The organism is Limnohabitans sp. (assembly GCF_044361645.1).
In the GTDB taxonomy this organism is placed as follows: Bacteria; Pseudomonadota; Gammaproteobacteria; order Burkholderiales; family Burkholderiaceae_C; genus Limnohabitans_A.
The window spans coordinates 1-19,688 of the sequence record NZ_JBIKIL010000073.1; the positions used below are offsets into that span (position 1 = coordinate 1).

General features: G+C 60.2%; 20 protein-coding genes. 19 read left to right on the forward strand and 1 reads right to left on the reverse strand.

Going from position 1 to position 19,688, the window contains the following annotated elements:
* Nucleotides 1-107: 107 nt before the first annotated feature.
* On the forward strand, nt 108-347 hold the full coding sequence (locus tag ACIQ39_RS12200; RefSeq protein ID WP_396434874.1) for a YdcH family protein: 240 nt from the start codon (nt 108-110) through the stop codon (nt 345-347).
* The gene (locus ACIQ39_RS12205; protein WP_396434875.1) at nt 344-2,467 is read left to right on the forward strand and encodes an ATP-dependent DNA helicase; all 2,124 of its coding nucleotides are present in this window, start codon (nt 344-346) and stop codon (nt 2,465-2,467) included. The genes ACIQ39_RS12200 and ACIQ39_RS12205 overlap by 4 nt, the downstream gene beginning before the upstream one ends.
* Here ACIQ39_RS12205 and ACIQ39_RS12210 read toward each other — a convergent pair.
* Nucleotides 2,436-3,242: an outer membrane protein assembly factor BamD gene (locus ACIQ39_RS12210; RefSeq protein ID WP_396434876.1), complete on the reverse strand. Its 807-nt coding sequence runs from the start codon at nt 3,240-3,242 to the stop codon at nt 2,436-2,438. The two genes, ACIQ39_RS12205 and ACIQ39_RS12210, sit on opposite strands and share 32 nt — an antisense overlap.
* A gap of 52 nt (nt 3,243-3,294) precedes the next feature.
* On the opposite strand from ACIQ39_RS12210, the gene ACIQ39_RS12215 reads away from it, so the two are divergent.
* The 17 genes from ACIQ39_RS12215 to ACIQ39_RS12295 all read left to right on the forward strand — a co-directional run.
* Nucleotides 3,295-4,287, forward strand: a complete 993-nt coding sequence (locus ACIQ39_RS12215) for an RluA family pseudouridine synthase (RefSeq protein ID WP_396434891.1) — start codon at nt 3,295-3,297, stop codon at nt 4,285-4,287.
* A gap of 105 nt (nt 4,288-4,392) precedes the next feature.
* Nucleotides 4,393-5,100: an SMC-Scp complex subunit ScpB gene (scpB, locus tag ACIQ39_RS12220; RefSeq protein ID WP_396434877.1), complete on the forward strand. Its 708-nt coding sequence runs from the start codon at nt 4,393-4,395 to the stop codon at nt 5,098-5,100.
* A complete protein-coding gene (locus ACIQ39_RS12225; RefSeq protein WP_396434878.1) occupies nt 5,097-6,296 on the forward strand; it encodes a pseudouridine synthase in 1,200 nt (399 codons plus the stop codon). The genes scpB and ACIQ39_RS12225 overlap by 4 nt, the downstream gene beginning before the upstream one ends.
* A gap of 152 nt (nt 6,297-6,448) precedes the next feature.
* The gene (gene ndk, locus ACIQ39_RS12230) at nt 6,449-6,874 is read left to right on the forward strand and encodes a nucleoside-diphosphate kinase (protein ID WP_396434879.1); all 426 of its coding nucleotides are present in this window, start codon (nt 6,449-6,451) and stop codon (nt 6,872-6,874) included.
* Nucleotides 6,875-6,907: 33 nt separating this feature from the next.
* On the forward strand, nt 6,908-8,074 hold the full coding sequence (rlmN, locus tag ACIQ39_RS12235; RefSeq protein WP_396434880.1) for a 23S rRNA (adenine(2503)-C(2))-methyltransferase RlmN: 1,167 nt from the start codon (nt 6,908-6,910) through the stop codon (nt 8,072-8,074).
* Nucleotides 8,052-9,038, forward strand: a complete 987-nt coding sequence (locus ACIQ39_RS12240; protein WP_396434881.1) for a helix-turn-helix domain-containing protein — start codon at nt 8,052-8,054, stop codon at nt 9,036-9,038. The genes rlmN and ACIQ39_RS12240 overlap by 23 nt, the downstream gene beginning before the upstream one ends.
* Before the next feature lie 2 nt (nt 9,039-9,040).
* Nucleotides 9,041-10,330: a flavodoxin-dependent (E)-4-hydroxy-3-methylbut-2-enyl-diphosphate synthase gene (ispG, locus tag ACIQ39_RS12245; protein WP_396434882.1), complete on the forward strand. Its 1,290-nt coding sequence runs from the start codon at nt 9,041-9,043 to the stop codon at nt 10,328-10,330.
* A gap of 86 nt (nt 10,331-10,416) precedes the next feature.
* Nucleotides 10,417-11,676 carry a histidine--tRNA ligase gene (hisS, locus tag ACIQ39_RS12250; RefSeq protein ID WP_396434892.1) on the forward strand — a complete coding sequence of 420 codons (1,260 nt, stop codon included), beginning with the start codon at nt 10,417-10,419 and terminating at the stop codon, nt 11,674-11,676.
* Between the two features lie 24 nt (nt 11,677-11,700).
* On the forward strand, nt 11,701-12,372 hold the full coding sequence (locus tag ACIQ39_RS12255) for a YfgM family protein (RefSeq protein ID WP_396434883.1): 672 nt from the start codon (nt 11,701-11,703) through the stop codon (nt 12,370-12,372).
* A gap of 2 nt (nt 12,373-12,374) precedes the next feature.
* Nucleotides 12,375-13,502, forward strand: coding sequence for an outer membrane protein assembly factor BamB (gene bamB, locus ACIQ39_RS12260; protein ID WP_396434893.1), 1,128 nt, complete (start codon nt 12,375-12,377; stop codon nt 13,500-13,502).
* Nucleotides 13,503-13,521: 19 nt separating this feature from the next.
* Entirely contained in the window at nt 13,522-14,862 is a 1,341-nt protein-coding gene (gene der / locus ACIQ39_RS12265) for a ribosome biogenesis GTPase Der (RefSeq protein ID WP_396434884.1), read from the forward strand.
* Nucleotides 14,863-14,934: 72 nt separating this feature from the next.
* A complete protein-coding gene (hfq, locus tag ACIQ39_RS12270) occupies nt 14,935-15,198 on the forward strand; it encodes an RNA chaperone Hfq (RefSeq protein ID WP_040506060.1) in 264 nt (87 codons plus the stop codon).
* Between the two features lie 51 nt (nt 15,199-15,249).
* Nucleotides 15,250-16,437 (forward strand): GTPase HflX, encoded by a 1,188-nt coding sequence (gene hflX / locus ACIQ39_RS12275; RefSeq protein WP_396434885.1) that lies wholly within the window; start codon nt 15,250-15,252, stop codon nt 16,435-16,437.
* A 56-nt stretch (nt 16,438-16,493) separates the two neighbouring features.
* The gene (gene hflK / locus ACIQ39_RS12280; protein WP_396434886.1) at nt 16,494-17,873 is read left to right on the forward strand and encodes an FtsH protease activity modulator HflK; all 1,380 of its coding nucleotides are present in this window, start codon (nt 16,494-16,496) and stop codon (nt 17,871-17,873) included.
* 11 nt (nt 17,874-17,884) lie between these two features.
* Nucleotides 17,885-18,784, forward strand: a complete 900-nt coding sequence (gene hflC, locus ACIQ39_RS12285; RefSeq protein WP_396434888.1) for a protease modulator HflC — start codon at nt 17,885-17,887, stop codon at nt 18,782-18,784.
* Nucleotides 18,785-18,787: 3 nt separating this feature from the next.
* Nucleotides 18,788-18,970: a DUF2065 domain-containing protein gene (locus ACIQ39_RS12290; RefSeq protein WP_396434889.1), complete on the forward strand. Its 183-nt coding sequence runs from the start codon at nt 18,788-18,790 to the stop codon at nt 18,968-18,970.
* 139 nt (nt 18,971-19,109) lie between these two features.
* Nucleotides 19,110-19,688: ATP phosphoribosyltransferase regulatory subunit (locus ACIQ39_RS12295; protein WP_396434890.1), on the forward strand; the 579-nt coding region annotated here is incomplete at its 3' end.

Below are 19,688 nucleotides of genomic sequence, written 5' to 3' on the forward strand. Positions count from 1 at the left end.
CCTTTGCGCTTGCAAGAATTGGCGCTCAACGCGCAAGAACGCTTGCTGCGCACGCAGCAGCGTGAGCTTCGCTTGCAAAGCAAGCAGCCTGCACCTGAACGGGCACCATGAGCAGCGAGATCTCCAGCCACGGTGGCGTGAGCGCAGAGCTCGACTTGCGCTCGCCGCAACGCCAGTTGATCGCATGTCAAATTGAACACGCTGATTTGGATGCGCGGATTGACCAAGCCGCCGCCTTTGCTTTGACCGACGAGTTGAGCTTGCGCCGCATGAAAAAGCGGCGCTTGGCTTTGCGCGACCACATGGTCTTGCTGCAAGTGCAGCTCGCACCCAAGGAGCCCGCTTGAGCTTGCTCGATCAGCGGGTTGCGGCGACCTTGTCCAGCGACGGGGTGCTGGCGCAATCGCTACCGGGTTTTCAGCCCCGACAGGGGCAGACCGATATGGCCATGGCCGTCAGCCGAACGCTGCAGTGCGGTGGCCAGTTGGTGGTCGAGGCGGGCACGGGCACTGGCAAGACTTTTGCCTACTTGGTGCCGGTGTTGTTGAGTGGGCAGCGTGCGCTGGTGTCCACCGCCACCAAGGCGCTGCAAGACCAGTTGTTTTCGCGTGACATTCCGCGCTTGGTGGAGGTGCTGGGCTTGCCCATCCGCGTGGCTTTGCTCAAGGGCCGGTCCAATTACCTGTGTTTGCACCGCATGGAGCAGTCGCGGCACAGCCCCGAGTCGTCTCAACCGGGGGCGCAAAAAGCGCTGGCCAAAATCGAAATTTGGGCCCAGTCCACCCGCACGGGCGACATGGCCGAGTTGACCGGTTTGGATGAGCGCTCAGCACTGTGGCCGCTGGTCACCTCGACCCGTGACAATTGTTTGGGCTCGAGCTGTCCGCGCTACCGCGCATGCCATGTCAACTTGGCTCGCAAAGAGGCCATGGCGTCGGATGTGGTGGTCATCAACCACCATTTGTTTTTTGCTGACCTGTCGGTGCGGGAATCGGGCGTGGCCGAGTTGCTGCCCACGGTGCGCGTCACGGTGTTTGACGAGGCCCACCAACTCAATGAGATTGGGGTCAACTTTTTAGGTCAGCAACTGTCTACGGTGCAGCTGCACGAGTTGGTGCGTGATGTGCTTGCCACGGGTTTGCAGTTGGCCCGTGGTTTGGTTGACTGGCAGGTCTTGAGTGCAGGCTTGGAAAAAGCCGCTCGCGATTGGCGCTTGGCCGCTGGCATGCACCGAGGCGCGGTGCGCTTGCGTTGGACGGGTCAGCATCCCGAGGGCGTAGAGCCCAAGGAATGGCGCGCCGGTTTGCAGGCCGTGACGCAAGCGCTGGTCGATTTGCAAAATGGCCTGGACAGGGTCAGCGAGCTGGCCCCGGATTTTCAGCGTCTGGGTGACCGCACCCGTGAGCTGCTGCAGCGCGCCGCTGTGTTTGCCGACACACCCAAGCCGGAGGGCGTGCGTTGGGCCGAAGTCAGCGCGCAGCTGCGTTTGATCGAATCACCACTGGACATTGCCCAGACCTTTTCGGCCTTGACGCGGCCTTTGTCGGTGACGGCTACCGGTGATGCTGCCGCGAGCGCCGATGCCGATTCCTTGGAGGCCTTGATGGCGGGGAACCCCCGGCACGCGGCGAACAGTGCGGCGCCGCCAGCGACGGCAGCGGGCACAGGTCAGCGCGCCTGGATTTTCACCTCGGCCACTTTGGGCGATGAGCCCAGTTTGCGCTGGTTCACCGAGCCTTGCGGCCTGGGCGCGGCCGAGGTCATGCAGGTCAGCAGCCCTTTTGACTACGCACAGCAAGCGGGTTTGTACGTGCCGCCCCATCTGCCGCGCCCCGGCGACCCGGGCCATGTCAGCCAAGTGGTCGCCCTCGTGTTGGAGGCCTTGGCCATTTTGGGCGGCCGGACCTTGGTGCTGACCACCACATTGAATGCGATGCGCAGCATTGGCGAGCAGCTGCAGGCCCAAGGGGATGCCCGGGTCGAGGTGTTGGTGCAAGGCCAAAGCCCCAAGCGGCGCTTGATGGAACGCTTTCGCGAAGGCGGTGGGCCAGGCGATGCACCAGGGCGCACGGGGTGCGTGTTGGTGGCCTCTGCGTCGTTTTGGGAGGGCTTTGATGTGCCTGGTGATGCGCTGCAGTTGGTGGTCATCGACAAACTGCCGTTTCCCCCGCCGGGTGACCCCTTGTTTGAGGCGCGCAGTCAGCGCATCACGCAGCAGGGCAAAAGTGCTTTTGCCGACCATGCCCTGCCCGAAGCCGCCGTGTCACTGCAGCAAGGCGCTGGGCGTTTGATTCGCAGCGAAACCGATCGCGGCATTTTGGTTGTGTGCGACACCCGGCTGATCGGCATGTCTTATGGTCGGCGTTTGCTGCGCGGCTTGCCCGCCATGCGCCGCTTGCAAGACCATGCTGCTTTTCTCGACGCGCTGCGTCAACTCACCTCAGACGCCACCAAGACTTGGAGTTGACAGCCGCTGTTGGTTTCAAGTAAACCGAATCTGGGTAGTTGATGCTCAGGATGCGTTTGGCGTCGTCGCGCAGCGCGGTCATCCCCATGGCATCGTAGGAGCTGACCAAAATGGCCAATGCCTCTTCCATTGCAGGCACGCCTTGGTAATCGGCAATGGCTTGCTGCGCCCGGTTGATGGCCGCTACATGGGCCCCACGTTGGGCGTAATAGCGGGCCACATGCACCTCGTAGGCGGCCAAGGAGTTGACGATGTGCGTCATCCGCTGGCGCGCCTCTGGGCTGTATTTGGAATCGGGAAAGCGCTGGTTCAGCTCTTGAAACGCCTGGTAAGAATCTTTGGCCGCTTTCTGGTCGCGCTCTGACAGATCTTGCCGCGTGAGAAAAGAAAAAAGGCCCAAGTTGTCGTTGAAATTGACAATGCCTTTGAGGTACAGCGCGTAGTCAATGGCTGGGCTGGTGGGGTGAAGGCGAATGAAGCGGTCCAAAGTGGCGATGGCCAAAATTTTGTTGCCGGTTTTGTACTGGGCGTACGCCTTGTCTATTTGGGCTTGTTGGGCCAGCACCGTGCCGGCTGCGCGCCCTTCGAGCTTTTCGTAGTAAGCGATGGCTTTGTCCCAAGCACCGGCGTTGACTTCGTCGCGGGCTTCGCTGTAGATTTTTTCGGGCGTCCAATTGCCGGTGGGGTCGTTTGAGGTGTTGGCGCAGCCATTCAGAAAAAGTCCCAATGCCAAAATCCAGCCTGTCGGAACCATCGATAATCTGAAGCTTCGCATCTGTGACACCCTTGTACTGTTGAACCCTTTGATTATATCGACCGCCCCCGAAATGCAGGACGCTCAAGAGTTGCCAGACGAGGCAGAACCTGCCTTGGAGTCGGCTCAAGAAGAAGTGCGCAGCGCCTTGGTGCCTGTCGCCTTGCACGGTCAACGCCTTGACAAAGTGTTTGCGCAATTGGTGCCCGAGTTCTCGCGCAGTTATTTGCAGCAACTCATCGAGCAGGGCGACGCTTGGGTCGATGGTCGGGTCACCACCAAAGTGTCGGCCAAGGTGCGTTTGGGCCATCGGCTGCAAATCACCTTGCGGGCCACACCGCAGTCGCAAGCTTTTGTGCCCGAGGCCATGCCCATTGAGGTGGTTTACGAAGATGCGCACCTGCGTGTGGTGCACAAACCTGCAGGTTTGGTGGTGCACCCGGCCCCCGGCAACTGGCGTGGCACCTTGCTCAACGGTTTGTTGGCCCTTGACCCGCTGGCCAGCTTGGTGCCCCGTGCTGGCATTGTTCACCGCTTGGACAAGGACACCAGTGGCTTGATGTTGGTGGCCCGAACACGCCAAGCCATGGATGCCTTGGTGGCCTTGATCGCCGCGCGCGATGTGCACCGTTACTACCTGGCCTTGGCGCACGCAAATTGGCTGGGTCCTTCCCCCCACACGGTGCAAGCGCCCATTGGCCGTGATCCGGCCCATCGCTTGCGCATGGCCGTGGTGGATTTGGCCCACCAGTCGGGCAAGACGGCGGCCACGACCATCGAGGTGTTGGCCCAAGGCGATCGCACTTGCATGGTGCAGTGCACCTTGCACACCGGGCGCACCCATCAAATCCGCGTGCACATGGCACACAAGGGGCATCCTTTGTTGGCCGACACGGTCTACGGGGGCGCGCCATGGGGTGGCATGACGCGGCAAGCACTGCACGCTTGGCGCTTGGTTTTTGTCCACCCGGTCACTGGCCAGCCCATGGATTTGAAATCTGCCTTGCCTGCTGACATGGCACGAGCGCAGCAAGATTTGGGCCTCAGATACAATCTGCCCCCTTGACCAACCCAGCTTGGAACGCCAAGCGCAGCGCAAGCCATTTTCAGACGCCGTGAGGCGTTTTTGCAGCCACGCCGTGAGGCGTTTTTTTTCCGAAAGATCGACACCATGAACTCGGCGCAAGCCAAGCGTGTCCTAGAAACGGCCCTGCTGACGGCAGGCCAAGCTTTGTCTTTGCGCGACCTGAGGGTTTTGTTTGGTGACGAACTCGGGGCCGATACCTTGCAGCAACTGCTGCAAGACTTGCAACTGGAATGGAGCCAGCACGGTTTGGAGCTGACCCATGTGGCGAGCGGTTGGCGCTTTCAAAGCCGTCCGGAATTGCGTCCTTACCTCGACCGCTTGCATCCTGAAAAACCACCCAAATACACGCGTGCGGTGTTGGAGACCTTGGCCATCATCGCCTACCGTCAACCCGTGACACGCGGCGACATGGAGGACATTCGCGGTGTGACCATCGGCTCGCAGATTCTCAAGCAACTGGAGGACAGGGGCTGGGTCGAGGTCATCGGCCAGCGTGAGACAGTGGGGCGTCCAAGTTTGTTTGCCACCACGCGGCAATTTTTAGACGATCTGGGCTTGCAATCGCTGGCCCAGCTTCCTTTGCTCTCGCAGACGGACGACCCCTTGTCGGCGCTGTCCAGCAGTCTGAGCGCGGCACCTGTGCAAGCCAGTTTGTCGCTTGAAACATCCTTGGTGGAGGTCGTGAACGACGCGCCTGAGCCCCTCCTTGAATCACCGCCCGAACCACTGCCTAGCCAAGCGCCAGGTGTTGACCCCGCCCCAAACCCGAACGGTGAAGAACCCGCCCCATGAACGATTTTCCGCGCAACGAACCAGACATCAAGGCCAGCGTCTACGCCGCTCGCGTACCGGGTGAAGAGGCAGGAGCAGCCAGCCCAACGGCTTACAAAGCGATTGTGTTGGCCGATGTGGTCTCTGGTCAGTTTGACGATGAAGAAGCCGCCCCGGCCGTGCTGCAGGACCTGGGCAAGCGCGTGCTGGCCCCCCAAACCGACTCGCCCAAACTGCACAAAGTGCTGGCCCAAGCAGGCATGGGCTCGCGCCTGGAGATGGAAAAACTCATCGCCGAAGGCCGCATCGCGGTGAACAACGAGCCCGCCCATGTGGGCCAGCGTGTGCAATACGGTGACCAGATCAAGGTCAATGGCAAGCCGATCCACATCCGCATCGACCCGCCGCCCGCTCGTGTCATTGCTTACCACAAGCCTGCGGGCGAGATCGTCAGCCACGATGACCCGCAAAACCGCCCCTCGGTGTTTCGCAAATTGCCGCGTTTGCAAAACGGCAAATGGCAGTCGGTGGGCCGTTTGGACTTGAACACCGAGGGTTTGCTGTTGTTCACCAGCTCTGGTGAGCTGGCCAATCAGCTCATGCACCCGCGTTTTGGCCTGGAGCGCGAGTACGCGGTGCGCGTCTTGGGCGCGCTCAGCAAGGACGAAAAGCAAAAACTGCTGGACGGGGTGAACCTGGACGATGGCCCGGCCCAGTTCGGTTCGATCGAAGACGGCGGTGGTGAAGGCTCGAACTGCTGGTACCGCGTGACGATTTCCGAAGGTCGCAACCGCGAGGTGCGCCGCATGATGGAGTCGGTCGGTCACGCGGTCAGCCGCCTGATCCGCATTCGCTACGGTGCCATGGTCTTGCCGCATGGCTTGCGCCGGGGCGCATGGCTGGAGCTGGACGAGTCCGACATCCGCGCCCTGATGCGCGCTGCAGGCAGTTTGGAGCGCACGCGCGCGGCGGCACCCCGCCCGGTTTCCAAAACCGACCGCAACGACCGCCGCCCCCGCACGGGCGGGCAGGGCAGGGCAGGCACGGCGGTGCCGCGCGCCAAACCGGCGGCCAAACCCAACCAAGCCGCTGGCGGCTCAGGCTTGCATGCCAAGCCCGATGCCCCCAAAGCCGAGGCCAAGTACATTGGTGCTGAAAGCTTCAACCGCCTGAAAAAAGCCCCCGGTGGCACCGGGCGAGGTGGGCGCGGTCGGTGAAACTTGGCGCTGCTGGGGCCGTGGCGCGCAAGCTGTTCTCCTTGTTTGCCTGTGCTGGCCCGGGGCTTTTGGCCCCCTGCGCTGAGGTTAGAATCAGGGGCTTTGTCGCAGGGCAAAATCAGCATTAAACCCTTTTTATCATTGGAAAAACCATGGCCATCGAACGCACCCTCTCCATCATCAAGCCCGACGCCGTTGCGAAGAACGTCATTGGTCAAATCTATGCCCGTTTCGAAGCCGCAGGCCTGAAAGTGGTGGCCGCCAAGATGGTTCATCTGTCACGCGCTGAAGCCGAGCAGTTCTACGGTGTGCACAAAGCACGTCCTTTCTTCAAGGACTTGGTCGATTTCATGATCTCCGGCCCGGTGATGATCCAAGCCTTGGAAGGCGAAAACGCCATCACCAAGAACCGCGACCTGATGGGCGCTACCGACCCCAAGAAGGCCGACGCGGGCACCATCCGCGCCGACTTCGCCGACAGCATCGACGCCAACGCCGTGCACGGCTCTGACGCCCCCGAAACAGCCGCCGCCGAAATCGCTTTCTTTTTCGCTGGCCTGAACGTTTACGCACGCTGATCGCGTCGCGGCCCACGCCCGTCCACGCTCCCCATGACGGCCAACCTGCTCGAATTCGATCTGGAGGGTTTGGCCGTTTTTTGCGAGGGGCTGGGCGAAAAGCGTTTCCGGGCCACCCAGTTGTTCCGCTGGATTCACCAGCGGGGCGCTGCGGATTTTGAGCAAATGAGTGACTTGGCCAAATCGCTGCGCCAAAAGCTCCAGGGCCACGCGCACATCTCAGCGCTGCCTGTCATCAGTCAACACCTCTCGGCCGACGGCACCATCAAGTGGCTGTTCGATGTCGGCGATGGCAACGCCATCGAGTCGGTCTTCATCCCCGAAGACGACCGGGGCACCTTGTGCATCTCTTCCCAAGCCGGTTGTGCTGTGGGCTGCCGCTTTTGCTCCACGGGCCACCAAGGCTTTAGCCGCAACCTGAGTACGGGCGAGATCTTGGCCCAGCTGTGGTTTGCCGAGCATTTTTTGCGCCAACACCTGAACACTTCCGAGCGTGTCATCTCCAATGTGGTGATGATGGGCATGGGCGAGCCGCTGCAAAATTACGCGGCCTTGGTGCCCGCTTTGCGCGCCATGCTCGACGACCACGGTTATGGCCTGTCGCGCCGCCGGGTCACGGTCTCCACCTCAGGCGTGGTGCCCATGATCGAGCGCTTGTCGGGGGATTGCCCGGTGGCCTTGGCCGTGTCCTTGCACGCCCCCAACGACGCCTTGCGCAATAACTTGGTGCCACTCAACCGCAAATACCCCTTGGATGAACTCCTGAACGCTTGTATCGGCTACTTGGCCCATGCACCGCGCGACTTCATCACCTTCGAATACTGCATGCTCGAGGGCGTGAACGACCAGCCCGAACACGCCAGCCAGTTGATCGATCTGGTGCAAAAATACGCCCGACTCGGTTTGCGCTGCAAATTCAACCTGATCCCGTTCAACCCCTTTCCGGCCTCGGGTTTGCTGCGCTCGGCCCCTGCCCGTGTGCAGGCCTTTGCCCAACAGTTGCATGATGCAGGTCTGGTCACCACGGTGCGTAAAACCCGGGGTGACGACATCGACGCCGCCTGCGGACAACTCGCTGGCGATGTGAGGGACAGAACACAAGTCCAATCGCGCATGGCACAGCAACGCAGCATCACGTTTTTGCCCGTGCCCTCCGTGCCTTTCTTGGAACCCAGCCATGACACCAAGCTCCAGCCCTGAAGTTGCCGCACTGCCATCGACCGTCCCGGCCCCGATCGCCCCGAGCGCTGGGCGTTTGCTGCGAGAGGCGCGCGTGAAGGCGGGGGTGCATTTGGCCGTTTTATCGGTGACTTTGAAGGTGCCTGTGCGCGAACTCGAAGCCCTCGAGAACGATGCTTGGGACCCGTCCAAAGGGCCTGTTTTTTACCGCGGTTTGGCTTCCAGTGTGTGCCGTCATCTGCGCGCCGATCCTGCCAAGATTTTGGCTTTGTTGCCGATTGCCCCAGGGCCATGGGAGTCAGAGCAAAAAGACACGGGGCCTTTGGTGTCGACAGGGGACTTTTCACTGGAAAACCCCTCTTCTGCTGGGCTTGCGCTGGGAAAGGTGTTTTGGGGCGCTGCTGTGATGATCGTTCTGACTGGGGCCCTGCTGTGGCTGCCGGGCCCCAGCGAATGGACCTGGCTGAAGCATGTGCAGACTTTATTGGCCTCGGAGGCGGACGCTGCTGCGGCGAATGCGCCCCCATCTGCCGACGGCGCCCCTTCGCCACCCAGCGATTTGGCGGACAACGGACCGGCATCGCCCGTTGTTTTAGGCGAGTCCATGGGTGCATTGCCCGCGCCCGTGCCGGCCGATTTGGCGGTCGCGGCTGCAGCTTCTGTTGCACCGATGCAGCCAGCGCTCAGCTCGGCTGCTGACCCACGCGAAATCGCCAAGCCGGGGCAGCAGGCCGCATCACCTTTGGGCCCAGAGTGGGTGTTCACGGCCACAGACGACAGTTGGCTGGAGATGCGCAACGCCCAAGGTGGCGTGGTTTGGAGTGGCATCCTCAAGGCAGGTGAAAGCACCCGCATCCAAAGCCCTTTGCCTGTGAGCGTGGTGGTGGGGCGGGCCCAGGTGGTGAGTGCGCGTTTTCGTGGCCAAGCGTTTGACCTCAAGCCCCACACCCGGGTGGCGGTGGCGCGTTTTGAAGTGAAGGAGTGACCATGACCCAAGCCGACTTGCCTTTGCGCTGCGAACCCATCGCTGTCGCGCTACCGGCCAAACGCCACAGCCGCCAATCCCAAGTGGTCTGGGGTTCGCGGGTGGTCACCGTGGGGGGTGGCGCACCCGTGCGCGTGCAGTCCATGACCAATACCGACACGGTGGACGTGATCGGCACGGCCATCCAAGTCAAAGAGCTGGCCATTGCAGGCTCTGAGATGGTGCGCATCACCGTCAACACGCCCGAGGCCGCGCAGGCTGTGCCGCACATCCGCGACCAGCTCGACAAAATGGGCATCGACGTGCCCTTGATCGGCGACTTCCACTACAACGGTCACCGCTTGCTGACCGACTACCCCGCGTGTGCCGAGGCCTTGTCCAAATACCGCATCAACCCCGGCAACGTGGGCAAGGGCGACAAGCGCGATGTGCAGTTTGGCCAGATGATCGAAGCGGCCATGCGCTACAACAAAGCCATACGCATTGGTGTGAACTGGGGCAGCCTCGATCAAGAGTTGTTGGCCGAGTTGATGGACGCCAACAGCCAGCGTGCCCAGCCGTGGGAAGCCCGCCAAGTCATGTACGAAGCCCTGATTTCATCGGCCATCACGTCTGCCCAGCGCGCCGAAGACATGGGCCTGGATGGTGCGCAAATCGCCTTGTCGTGCAAGGTCTCGGGTGTGCAGGACCTGGTCGCTGTCTACCGTGAGCTGGGCCGTCGCACCGACTATGCGCTGCACCTTGGCTTGACCGAAGCGGGCATGGGCACCAAAGGCACGGTGGCCTCGGCCACGGCTTTGTCCATCTTGTTGCAAGAGGGCATTGGCGACACCATCCGCGTCTCGCTCACGCCCCAGCCGGGCGAGGCGCGTACCCAGGAGGTGGTGATCGCGTCCGAGATTTTGCAGTCGCTGGGTCTGCGCATTTTTGTGCCCAGTGTCACAGCCTGCCCGGGTTGCGGCCGCACCACCAGCAGCACCTTCCAAGAGCTGGCCAAACAGATCGACGATTTTTTACGCGCCCAAATGCCGGTGTGGCGCGTGCGCTACCCCGGGGTGGAAAACCTCAAAGTGGCCGTGATGGGCTGCATCGTGAACGGTCCCGGTGAAAGCAAACACGCCGACATCGGCATCAGCTTGCCGGGCACGGGTGAGGCACCGGCTGCGCCGGTATTCATCGACGGCGAAAAGCGCCTGACTTTGCGCGGCGATGGCATTGCCCAAGAGTTTCAGGTGCTGGTTGAAAACTACATCGAGAACCGCTTTGGTGCCGGAACCGCGGAACACACATGAGCCAAGCTTTGAATGAGGACGCGGCTTTGAAAGCCGATACAGCCAATCAATCAGCCAAACCCCAGAAACTGGTGGGCGTCAAGGGCATGAACGACATCTTGCCGCCAACTTCAGCACGCTGGGAGTGGCTGGAGGGCCAAGTGCGCAGTTTGATGGCGCGTTACGCCTACCGCAACGTGCGCTTGCCCATCGTCGAGCCCACGGCCTTGTTTGTGCGCGGCTTGGGCGAGGTGACCGACATTGTGGAAAAGGAGATGTACTCCTTTGAAGACCGCTTGAACGGTGAACAACTCACGCTGCGGCCCGAAGGCACTGCCGGTCTGGTGCGCGCCGTGGTCGAGCACAACTTGCTTTATGAAGGCGGTAAGCGTCTCTATTACATGGGCCCCATGTTTCGCCATGAGCGCCCGCAACGCGGCCGTTACCGTCAGTTCCACCAAATCGGTGCCGAGGTGCTGGGCTTTGGTGGTGCCGAGGTGGATGCTGAACTCATTTTGTTGGCCAATGACTTGTGGAAGCTGCTGGGCCTGCAAGACGTGCGCTTGGAGCTCAACAGCCTGGGCCAACCGGCCGAACGGCAAGCCCACCGCGCGGCCTTGATCGCCCACCTGGAAAAGCACAGCGATGCGCTGGACGAAGAGGCCAAACGCCGTTTGCACAGCAACCCCCTGCGCATTTTGGACACCAAAAACCCGGCCATGCAAAGCGTGGTCGAGGCCGCCCCCCGCTTGCTCGACTTTTTGGGTGAGGCCTCCTTGGCCCATTTCAACGCGGTCAAAGCGATTTTGGACGCCAACGGCGTGGCCTACAGCATCAACCCGCGCTTGGTGCGGGGCATGGACTATTACAACCTCACGGTGTTCGAGTTCATCACCACGCGCCTGGGTTCGCAGGGCACGATCTGCGGCGGTGGCCGTTACGACTACCTGATTGAGCAGATCGGCGGCAAACCCTCGCCTGCTGTGGGCTGGGCACTGGGCGTCGAGCGTGTGCTCGAGCTGCTGCAAGAGCAGGGCGAGGCTTTGCCCGACTTGGCCCCCGATGTTTACGCCATCATCCCCGAGACTGCGGCCTTGCCGGTGGCCATGCAGGTGCTGCAGGCTTTGCGCGCCTTGGGCGTGTCGGCTCAAATGCACGTCGGCAGTGGCGAGAGCATGGGCAGCATGAAGTCGCAATTCAAAAAAGCCGATGCCTCAGGCGCGCGTTTTGCACTGGTCTTCGGTGCCGAAGAATTGGCCTTGGGGCAAGTGGCCGTCAAATCGCTGCGCGACGGCGCAGGCGCGCAGCGCACCGAGTCCTTGGGCAAGCTGGCCGATTGGGCCCACAGCCTACAATCTCCGCTTTAAATCGCAACCAGCATTCACTACACCATGGCCAAAGCTCTCGACCTTGAAGAACAAGAACAACTTGACCAGATCAAGCACTTTTGGAAGACTTGGGGCAACCTGATTTCTGGGGTGCTGATCGTTGTTTTGGGTGGCTTTACCGCTTGGAATGGCTACCAATATTGGCAGCGCGACCAAGCGAGCAAAGCGGCTGTGCTGTTTGACGAGGTGGAGCGCGCCGTCACCGCCAATGACTTGGCCCGTGTGGAGCGCAGTTTGGCCGACATGAAAGACAAATTTGGCGGCACGCATTACGCCCACCAAGCAGCCTTGTTGGCAGCCAAAACTTTGCAAACCAAAGACAAAGCCGATGCCGCTCGCGCCGCCTTAAAGTGGGTGGTGGACGGTGCGCCCGACCCGGCTTACCGCGATATTGCGCGTTTGCGCTTGTCCGCGCTGATGTTGGACTCGGGTGCCCACGACGAAGCGCTGGCCCAGTTGAGTGCGCCTTTTGCGCCCGCGATGACGGGTTTGGCCGCCGATTTGCGGGGCGATGTGTGGCATGCCAAAGGTCAGAAAGCCGATGCTTTGGCAGCCTATACAAGCGCATGGGAAAAACTGGCCGACAGCCCAGATTACCGCCGTTTGGTCCAAGCCAAGCTCAATGCTTTGGGCGTTGACCCGAATGCGGCATCTTCCTCAGGAAGCCCGCAGTGAGCATGCAAACCCAACCCGCTTGGATCCGTTGCTTGGCCCTGGTGGGTCTGAGCTTGTTGGCCGCCTGCGCCAGTGGCCCGGAGCAACCTAAACCCTCGCCTTTGCCGACAGTCGCAGGCACTTTCAATGTGCAAAAACTTTGGTCCAACCAGGTGGGTGCGGTCAGCACAGCGCTTTTGGCCTCGGTGCACGGCCAGCAGGTGGCGGTGGCGTCGACTGCCGGTCAACTGGCCTTGATCGATGCCTCAAGTGGTCAAACCGTCTGGCGCTTGAACTTGAACGCTGCCATCCAAGCCGGTGTCGGCGGGGATGGTCAGCGCTTTGCCGTCGTCACGCAAAACAACGAATTGGTGGTGGTTGAAGCCGGCCAAGTGCGCTGGCGGCAAACCCTGTCTGCCTTGTCTTACACCCCGCCCTTGGTGGCGGGTGGACGCGTGTTTGTTTTGACTGGCGACCGTGCAGTGACTGCATTTGACGGTGCCACTGGTCAAAAACTGTGGACGCAGCAGCGCCCCAATGAGCCGCTGGTGTTGCAGCAAGCCGGTTTGCTGATGCCCTTGGGTGACCAATTGTTGGTGGGCTGGGGAGGGCGTCTGGCATCACTCAACCCCTTGTCGGGCGCGGTGCTCTGGGAAACTTTGGTGGGCACCACGCGTGGCACCAACGAGGTGGAGCGTTTGGTCGATTTGGTGGCCGTGGCCAGCCGCGAGGGCAGTTCACTGTGTGTGCGTGCCTTTCAAGCGGCAGTGGCCTGTTTGAATGGCACCAACGGCCGCGTGGCCTGGAGCCGAGCGGCGCAAGGCCACCAAGGTTTGGCCGGTGATGCGCAAAGCTTATGGGGCGTTGAGTCCGATGGCAAAGTGCTGGCTTGGCAGCGTCAGTCTGGCGCACCCTTGTGGACGCAAGAAGCTTTGCGCTTTCGTGGCTTGAGTTTGCCGCTGGCTTGGAGCAGCCACTTGGTGGTGGGCGATCAAGAGGGCTGGGTGCACTTTCTTGCCCCCCAAAGCGGTCAAATTTTGCAACGCATCAACACCGATGGCAGCGCCATCATGGGCCAGCCGGTGGCCGTGGGCCAGACTTTGGTGGTGGTGACACGCGCCGGGGGCGTTTTTGGATTTCGCGCTGAATGATGGATCGGAAAATTTCTAAGTGAAACCTGTACTGGCCTTGGTTGGCCGCCCCAATGTGGGCAAGTCCACGCTGTTTAACCGTTTGACCCAAAGCCGCGATGCCATCGTGGCCGATTTTGCAGGCCTGACCCGCGACCGCCATTACGGCAACGCCAAGCAAGGTCGCCAAGAATTCATTGTGATTGACACGGGCGGTTTTGAGCCCGATGCCCACACCGGCATCTACAAAGAGATGGCCAAGCAAACCCAGCAAGCGGTGGCCGAGGCCGATGTGGTGGTCTTTGTGGTTGATGCCCGGGGTGGCTTGTCGGCGCAAGACCACGACATCGCCAAGTACCTGCGCAAGATCGGTAAACCCACTTTGCTGGTGGCCAACAAAGCCGAGGGCATGCTCGAAGGCATTCAGCTCACCGAGTTTTACGAGCTGGGCCTGGGCGAGGTGATCGCCATTTCAGCAGCGCACGGTCAAGGCACGCGCGGCTTGGTGGAATTGGCCTTTGAATTGCTGAACTTGCCCGATGAGCCCGAAGAAACCGAGGACGACCCCTCGGTCATCAAACTGGCGGTGGCCGGACGCCCCAACGTGGGCAAGTCCACCCTGATCAACACCTGGTTGGGCGAAGAGCGTTTGGTGGCGTTTGACATGCCCGGCACGACGCGCGATGCGATTTCGGTGCCGTTTGAAAAGCAGGGGCAAAAATTTGAGTTGATCGACACCGCAGGCTTGCGCCGCAAGGGCAAAGTGTTCGAGGCCATCGAAAAATTTTCGGTAGTCAAAACCTTGCAGGCCATCGAGTCGGCCAACGTGGTGTTGTTGTTGCTTGACGCGGAGCAGGGCGTGACCGACCAAGATGCCCACATCGCTGGCTACGCCTTAGAAAGCGGCCGCGCCATGGTGTTGGCGGTGAACAAATGGGAGTCGATCGACGAGTACCAGCGCCAGTTGGTGCAGCGCGCCATCGAGACGCGCCTGCCGTTCTTGAGGTTTGCCAACATGCATTTCATCTCGGCCAAAAAGCGCCAAGGCCTGGGCCCTGTGTGGGCCTCGATCGTGCAGGCGCACAAAGCGGCCATGTGCAAGATGAGTACGCCCATCTTGACCCGTTTGTTGCTGGAGGCGGTGCAATTCCAAAGCCCGCAACGCGGCGGCATGTTCCGCCCCAAATTGCGCTATGCCCACCAAGGCGGCATGAACCCGCCAGTCATCGTGGTGCACGGCAATTCGCTGGAACACGTGACCGACACCTACAAACGTTTTTTAGAAGGCCGTTTTCGCAAAGCCTTTAATTTGGCGGGTACACCCCTGCGCATTGAGATGAAAACCTCGACCAATCCCTTTGCTGAAAAGGATTCCGCTTGAGTGCCAAGGTATTGCACAAGGTCTCCCCCAATTGGCCACTGACCCTGTGGTAAGGTCAAGCCCTCTTCACTTCTGAACACGGAGAATATCGTGAGCAACAAAGGTCAACTTTTGCAAGACCCCTTCCTGAACGCCCTGCGCAAAGAACATGTGCCCGTGTCCATTTACCTGGTCAACGGCATCAAGCTGCAAGGTCAAATCGAATCTTTTGACCAGTACGTGGTGCTGCTGCGCAACACCGTCACGCAAATGGTCTACAAACACGCCATTTCGACCATTGTTCCTGGTCGCTCCGTCACTTTCAGCACGCCAGAGACCGGCGAGATCACGGCTTGATCTGGCCGTGTTCCGGTCGGCTTTCATGCCCCTCATCACAAGCAGCTGACCTTGTCTGAAACACCTGGTTTTAAGCCCGCGCCGACCTTATTGGTCGGCGTTGACTTTGGCGCGGCACATTTTGACGCCGAGCTTCAAGAGCTGGGTCTTTTGGCGAAGACGGGCGGTCTCCAACCCGTTGCACGCTTGACCTGCAAGCGCAAAGCCCCCGATCCGGCGCTTTTTGTGGGCAGCGGCAAGGCCGACGAGATCAAAGAGATGGCGCTGCTGCATGGCGCGGTTGAGGTGCTGTTTGACCAATCCCTCAGTCCTGCGCAACAACGCAATTTGGAGCGTCACATTGGCTTGCCTGTGAACGACCGAACGCTGCTGATTTTGGAGATTTTTGCCCAACGCGCGCGCAGCCACGAAGGCAAATTGCAAGTGGATCTGGCGCGGCAGCAGTATTTGAGCACCCGGTTGGTGCGGCGCTGGTCGCACCTGGAGCGTCAAAGCGGCGGTATTGGTTTGCGCGGTGGTCCCGGCGAGACCCAGATTGAATTGGATCGCCGCATGATCAACGATGCCATCAAACGCATCAAAGAGCGCCTGGTCAAGGTCAAAAAGCAACGCAATACCCAACGCCGTCAACGTGAGCGGCGTGACACGTTCAACATTTCCCTGGTGGGTTACACCAACGCGGGCAAATCCACCTTGTTCAATGCCCTGGTGAAGGCGCGCGCTTACGCGGCAGACCAGTTATTCGCCACACTCGACACCACCACGCGCCAGCTGTACTTGGGCGAGGCTGGGCGATCGGTGTCTTTGTCTGACACGGTCGGTTTCATCCGTGATTTGCCGCACGGTTTGGTGGACGCTTTTCAAGCCACTTTGCAAGAGGCCACCGAGGCGGATTTGCTTTTGCACGTGGTCGATGCTGCCAATCCGGATTTCCCCGAGCAGATGGCGCAGGTTCAAAAAGTGTTGCACGAAATCGGGGCCGATGCGCTGCCGCAGTTGCTTGTTTTCAACAAACTCGATGCCATCTCTTGCGAGCGCTATCCCTTGAGCTTGCACGACTTGTACGAACTCGATGGTGTCCCCGTGCCGCGCATTTTTTTGAGTGCGCAAACCGGCCAAGGCTTGGCTTTGTTGCGTTCGGCGCTGTCAGACACCGTGAAAGCTGCCTTGCCACCAGACCGCTCCCATGGCCATGATCCCCGTGACTTGAGCCGGGAATATCCCGATGCGGTGTCCTGAGGGGCCGGTAAATTCGGCACAATACCCCCTTGCTATCCTGAAGAAGACCTAGAACCATGAATTTCCACCTGCCAGCCTTGCGTTGGTCTTTGCTTCCAGCCAAGATCAGAGGCATGTTTAACCTGAACGACCCGCGCTGGGGTCGAGACGACGACAAAGCCAGCCCTGACAGCAGCAGCAAGCCCGAGGGCGATCTCCCACCCGGTTCATCGCCCAAGCCCGAGTCTTGGCAAACGCCACCGGGCCGCAAACCACAGCAGCAGCAAAGTGGTCCGCCAGACTTGGACGAGTTGTGGCGCGATTTCAACCGCAAGCTGGGTCAGATTTTCGGTGGCAAGGGCGGCGGCCCAAACCGGCCACAGGGCTCTGGCGGCTCAGGTGGTGGCTCGGGCGGCCCAGAGATTCCTGCCTTCATCAAAAACTTGGGCATTGGGGTCATTCTCGGGGCGGCTTTGTTGGTGTGGTTGGCGACCGGCTTTTTCATTGTGCAAGAAGGTCAACAGGCCGTCATCACGCAGTTTGGCAAATACCACGCCACCGTGAATGCCGGTTTTAATTGGCGCCTGCCCGCGCCGATTCAACGCCACGAACTGGTCTTCGTGACCCAGATCCGATCGGTTGACATTGGCCGTGACACGATCGTCAAAGCCACCGGCCTGCGCGAATCGGCCATGTTGACCGCCGACGAGAACATTGTCGAGATCAAGTTTGCCGTGCAGTACCGATTGAATGACGCGCGCGCTTTCTTGTTTGAAAGCCGCGACCCCACCCAAGCCGTGGTGCAATCGGCCGAAACGGCTGTGCGTGAGGTGGTGGGCAAGATGAAGATGGATTTGGCTTTGGCCGAAGAGCGCGATCAAATCGCACCCCGGGTGCGGGAGAAGATGCAATCCATCTTGGACCTCTACAAAGTGGGTGTCGAGGTGGTGGGCATCAACTTGGAGCAAGGCGGTGTGCGTCCTCCCGAGCAAGTGCAAGCGGCATTTGACGACGTGCTCAAAGCCGGTCAAGAGCGTGAGCGCGCCAAAAACGAAGCCCAAGCTTATGCCAACGACGTGGTTCCCCGCGCCGTAGGTACAGCCTCTCGTTTGAAAGAAGAAGCCGATGCTTACCGCGAGCGGATTGTGGCGCAAGCCGAAGGTGATGCCCAGCGTTTCAAAAGCATATTGCCCGAGTACCAGAGGTCGCCCCAAGTCATGCGTGACCGCATGTACACCGACACCATGCAACAAATCTACAGCAATGTGACCAAGGTTTTGGTGGACAGCAAGCAAGGTTCCAATTTGTTGTATTTGCCGCTGGACAAAATCATGCAGCAATCCACCCAAGTGGCACCGCCCGCCATGGACGTGCCCACAACACCGACCACGGGCAACGGATCGGCAGACACCCGCTCACGTGAGCTCGAACGTTCGCGCACTCGCGATCCACGCTAAGGACTTAGAAAATGAATCGCATCGGATTGTGGATTTCGAGTGGACTGGTGCTGCTGGCACTGCTCAGTTCAACATTGTTTGTGGTGGACCAACGTCAATTTGGCGTGGTCTATGCCTTGGGGCAGATCAAAGAGGTGATCACCGAGCCTGGACTGCACTTCAAACTGCCGCCGCCACTGCAAAACGTTCAGTTCATTGACAAACGCCTGCTGACCCTTGACAGCCCGGGCACAGAGCCCATGTTGACCGCTGAAAAGCAGCGTGTGGTGATTGATTACTACGTCCGTTGGCGCATCACCGACGCGTCTGCCTACATTCGAAATGTCGGTTTGAACGAACAAGTGGGCACCAATCAGCTCAACCGGGTGGTGCGCAACTCGTTTCAAGAACAAATCAACAAGCGCACGGTCGGCGAATTGCTTTCGACCCGGCGAGAGGAGTTGATGAGCGATGTGAAAAAAGATGTTTTGTTGGCGGTGCAAGGGGCTAAGCCTTGGGGTGTTGACGTGGTCGATGTGCGCATCACCCGCGTTGACTATGTGGACACCATCACCGAGTCGGTGTATCGCCGAATGGAGGCCGAACGCAAGCGTGTGGCCAACGAGTTGCGCTCCACTGGCGCTGCTGAGGGCGAGAAGATCCGCGCGGATGCCGATCGCCAACGCGAAGTCACAGTGGCCAACGCCTACCGTGATGCGCAAAAAATCAAGGGTGAGGGCGATGCCAAAGCTGCTCAGTTGTTTGCCGAGTCTTTTGGCCGTGACCCTCAGTTTGCGCAGTTTTACCGCAGCTTAGAGGCTTACAAGTCGAGCTTCAACAGCAAAGGCGATGTGATGGTTTTAGACCCCGGCAGCTCCGAGTTCTTCAAGGGCATGCGCGGCGCGCCAAGCGGCGCATCAAGCCGGAAATGAGTTTTGCTCTCAAGCCTTCTTTTGGCCTTGGGTCTGGCGCTGATCTTGGAAGGCTTGATGCCCATGCTGGCACCGCGCCGCTGGCGCAGCTTGTTTGAGCAAATCTTGCAATTGAAAGAGGGCCAAATCCGATTTTTTGGTGCCCTTTTGGTCTCGCTCGGCTTGCTCACAATGTGGTGGGTTTGAGCCCGCTGGCGTCCTTGTTCGGGGTCTTTCCTTCCCTGGGCCTGGCCTTTTTGCCTTGGTTGACATTTGCTTTGTATTTTGACAAAAAAGCCTTGTCAACCCGGTAAAATCTCGTTTTTAACAGCCCCCCTCATCCCCCATGTCTGCTTGGGTCCTGCCGGATCACATTGCCGATGTCTTGCCCTCTGAGGCACGCCACATCGAAGAACTCCGCCGCGAACTGCTCGACACCGCCCGTGGCTATGGCTATGAGTTGGTCATGCCGCCGCTGCTGGAGCATTTGGAGTCCTTGCTCACCGGCACGGGCGAGGCGCTGGACTTGCAAACCTTCAAACTGGTAGACCAGTTGTCGGGCCGCACACTGGGTTTGCGCGCCGACACCACACCGCAAGTGGCCCGCATCGACGCCCATTTGTTGGGCCGCTCTGGCCTGACCCGGCTGTGTTATTGCGGCCCCGTGCTGCACACCCGGCCATCCCGTCCCCACGCCACCCGCGAACCCTTGCAGCTGGGGGCCGAGATTTATGGCCACGCCGGACCCGAGGCAGATTTGGAGATTTTGCAGTTGGCTTTGGACAGTTTGCGTGCTGCGAACGTGGGCGACTTGCAGGTGGACTTGGCCGATGCCCGCATCGTCAACAGCTTGCTGCAGGCTGAAACGCTGTCGCTTGGTTTGCGCCACGACATCCATGCCGCGTTGGCCATCAAGGACGCCAGC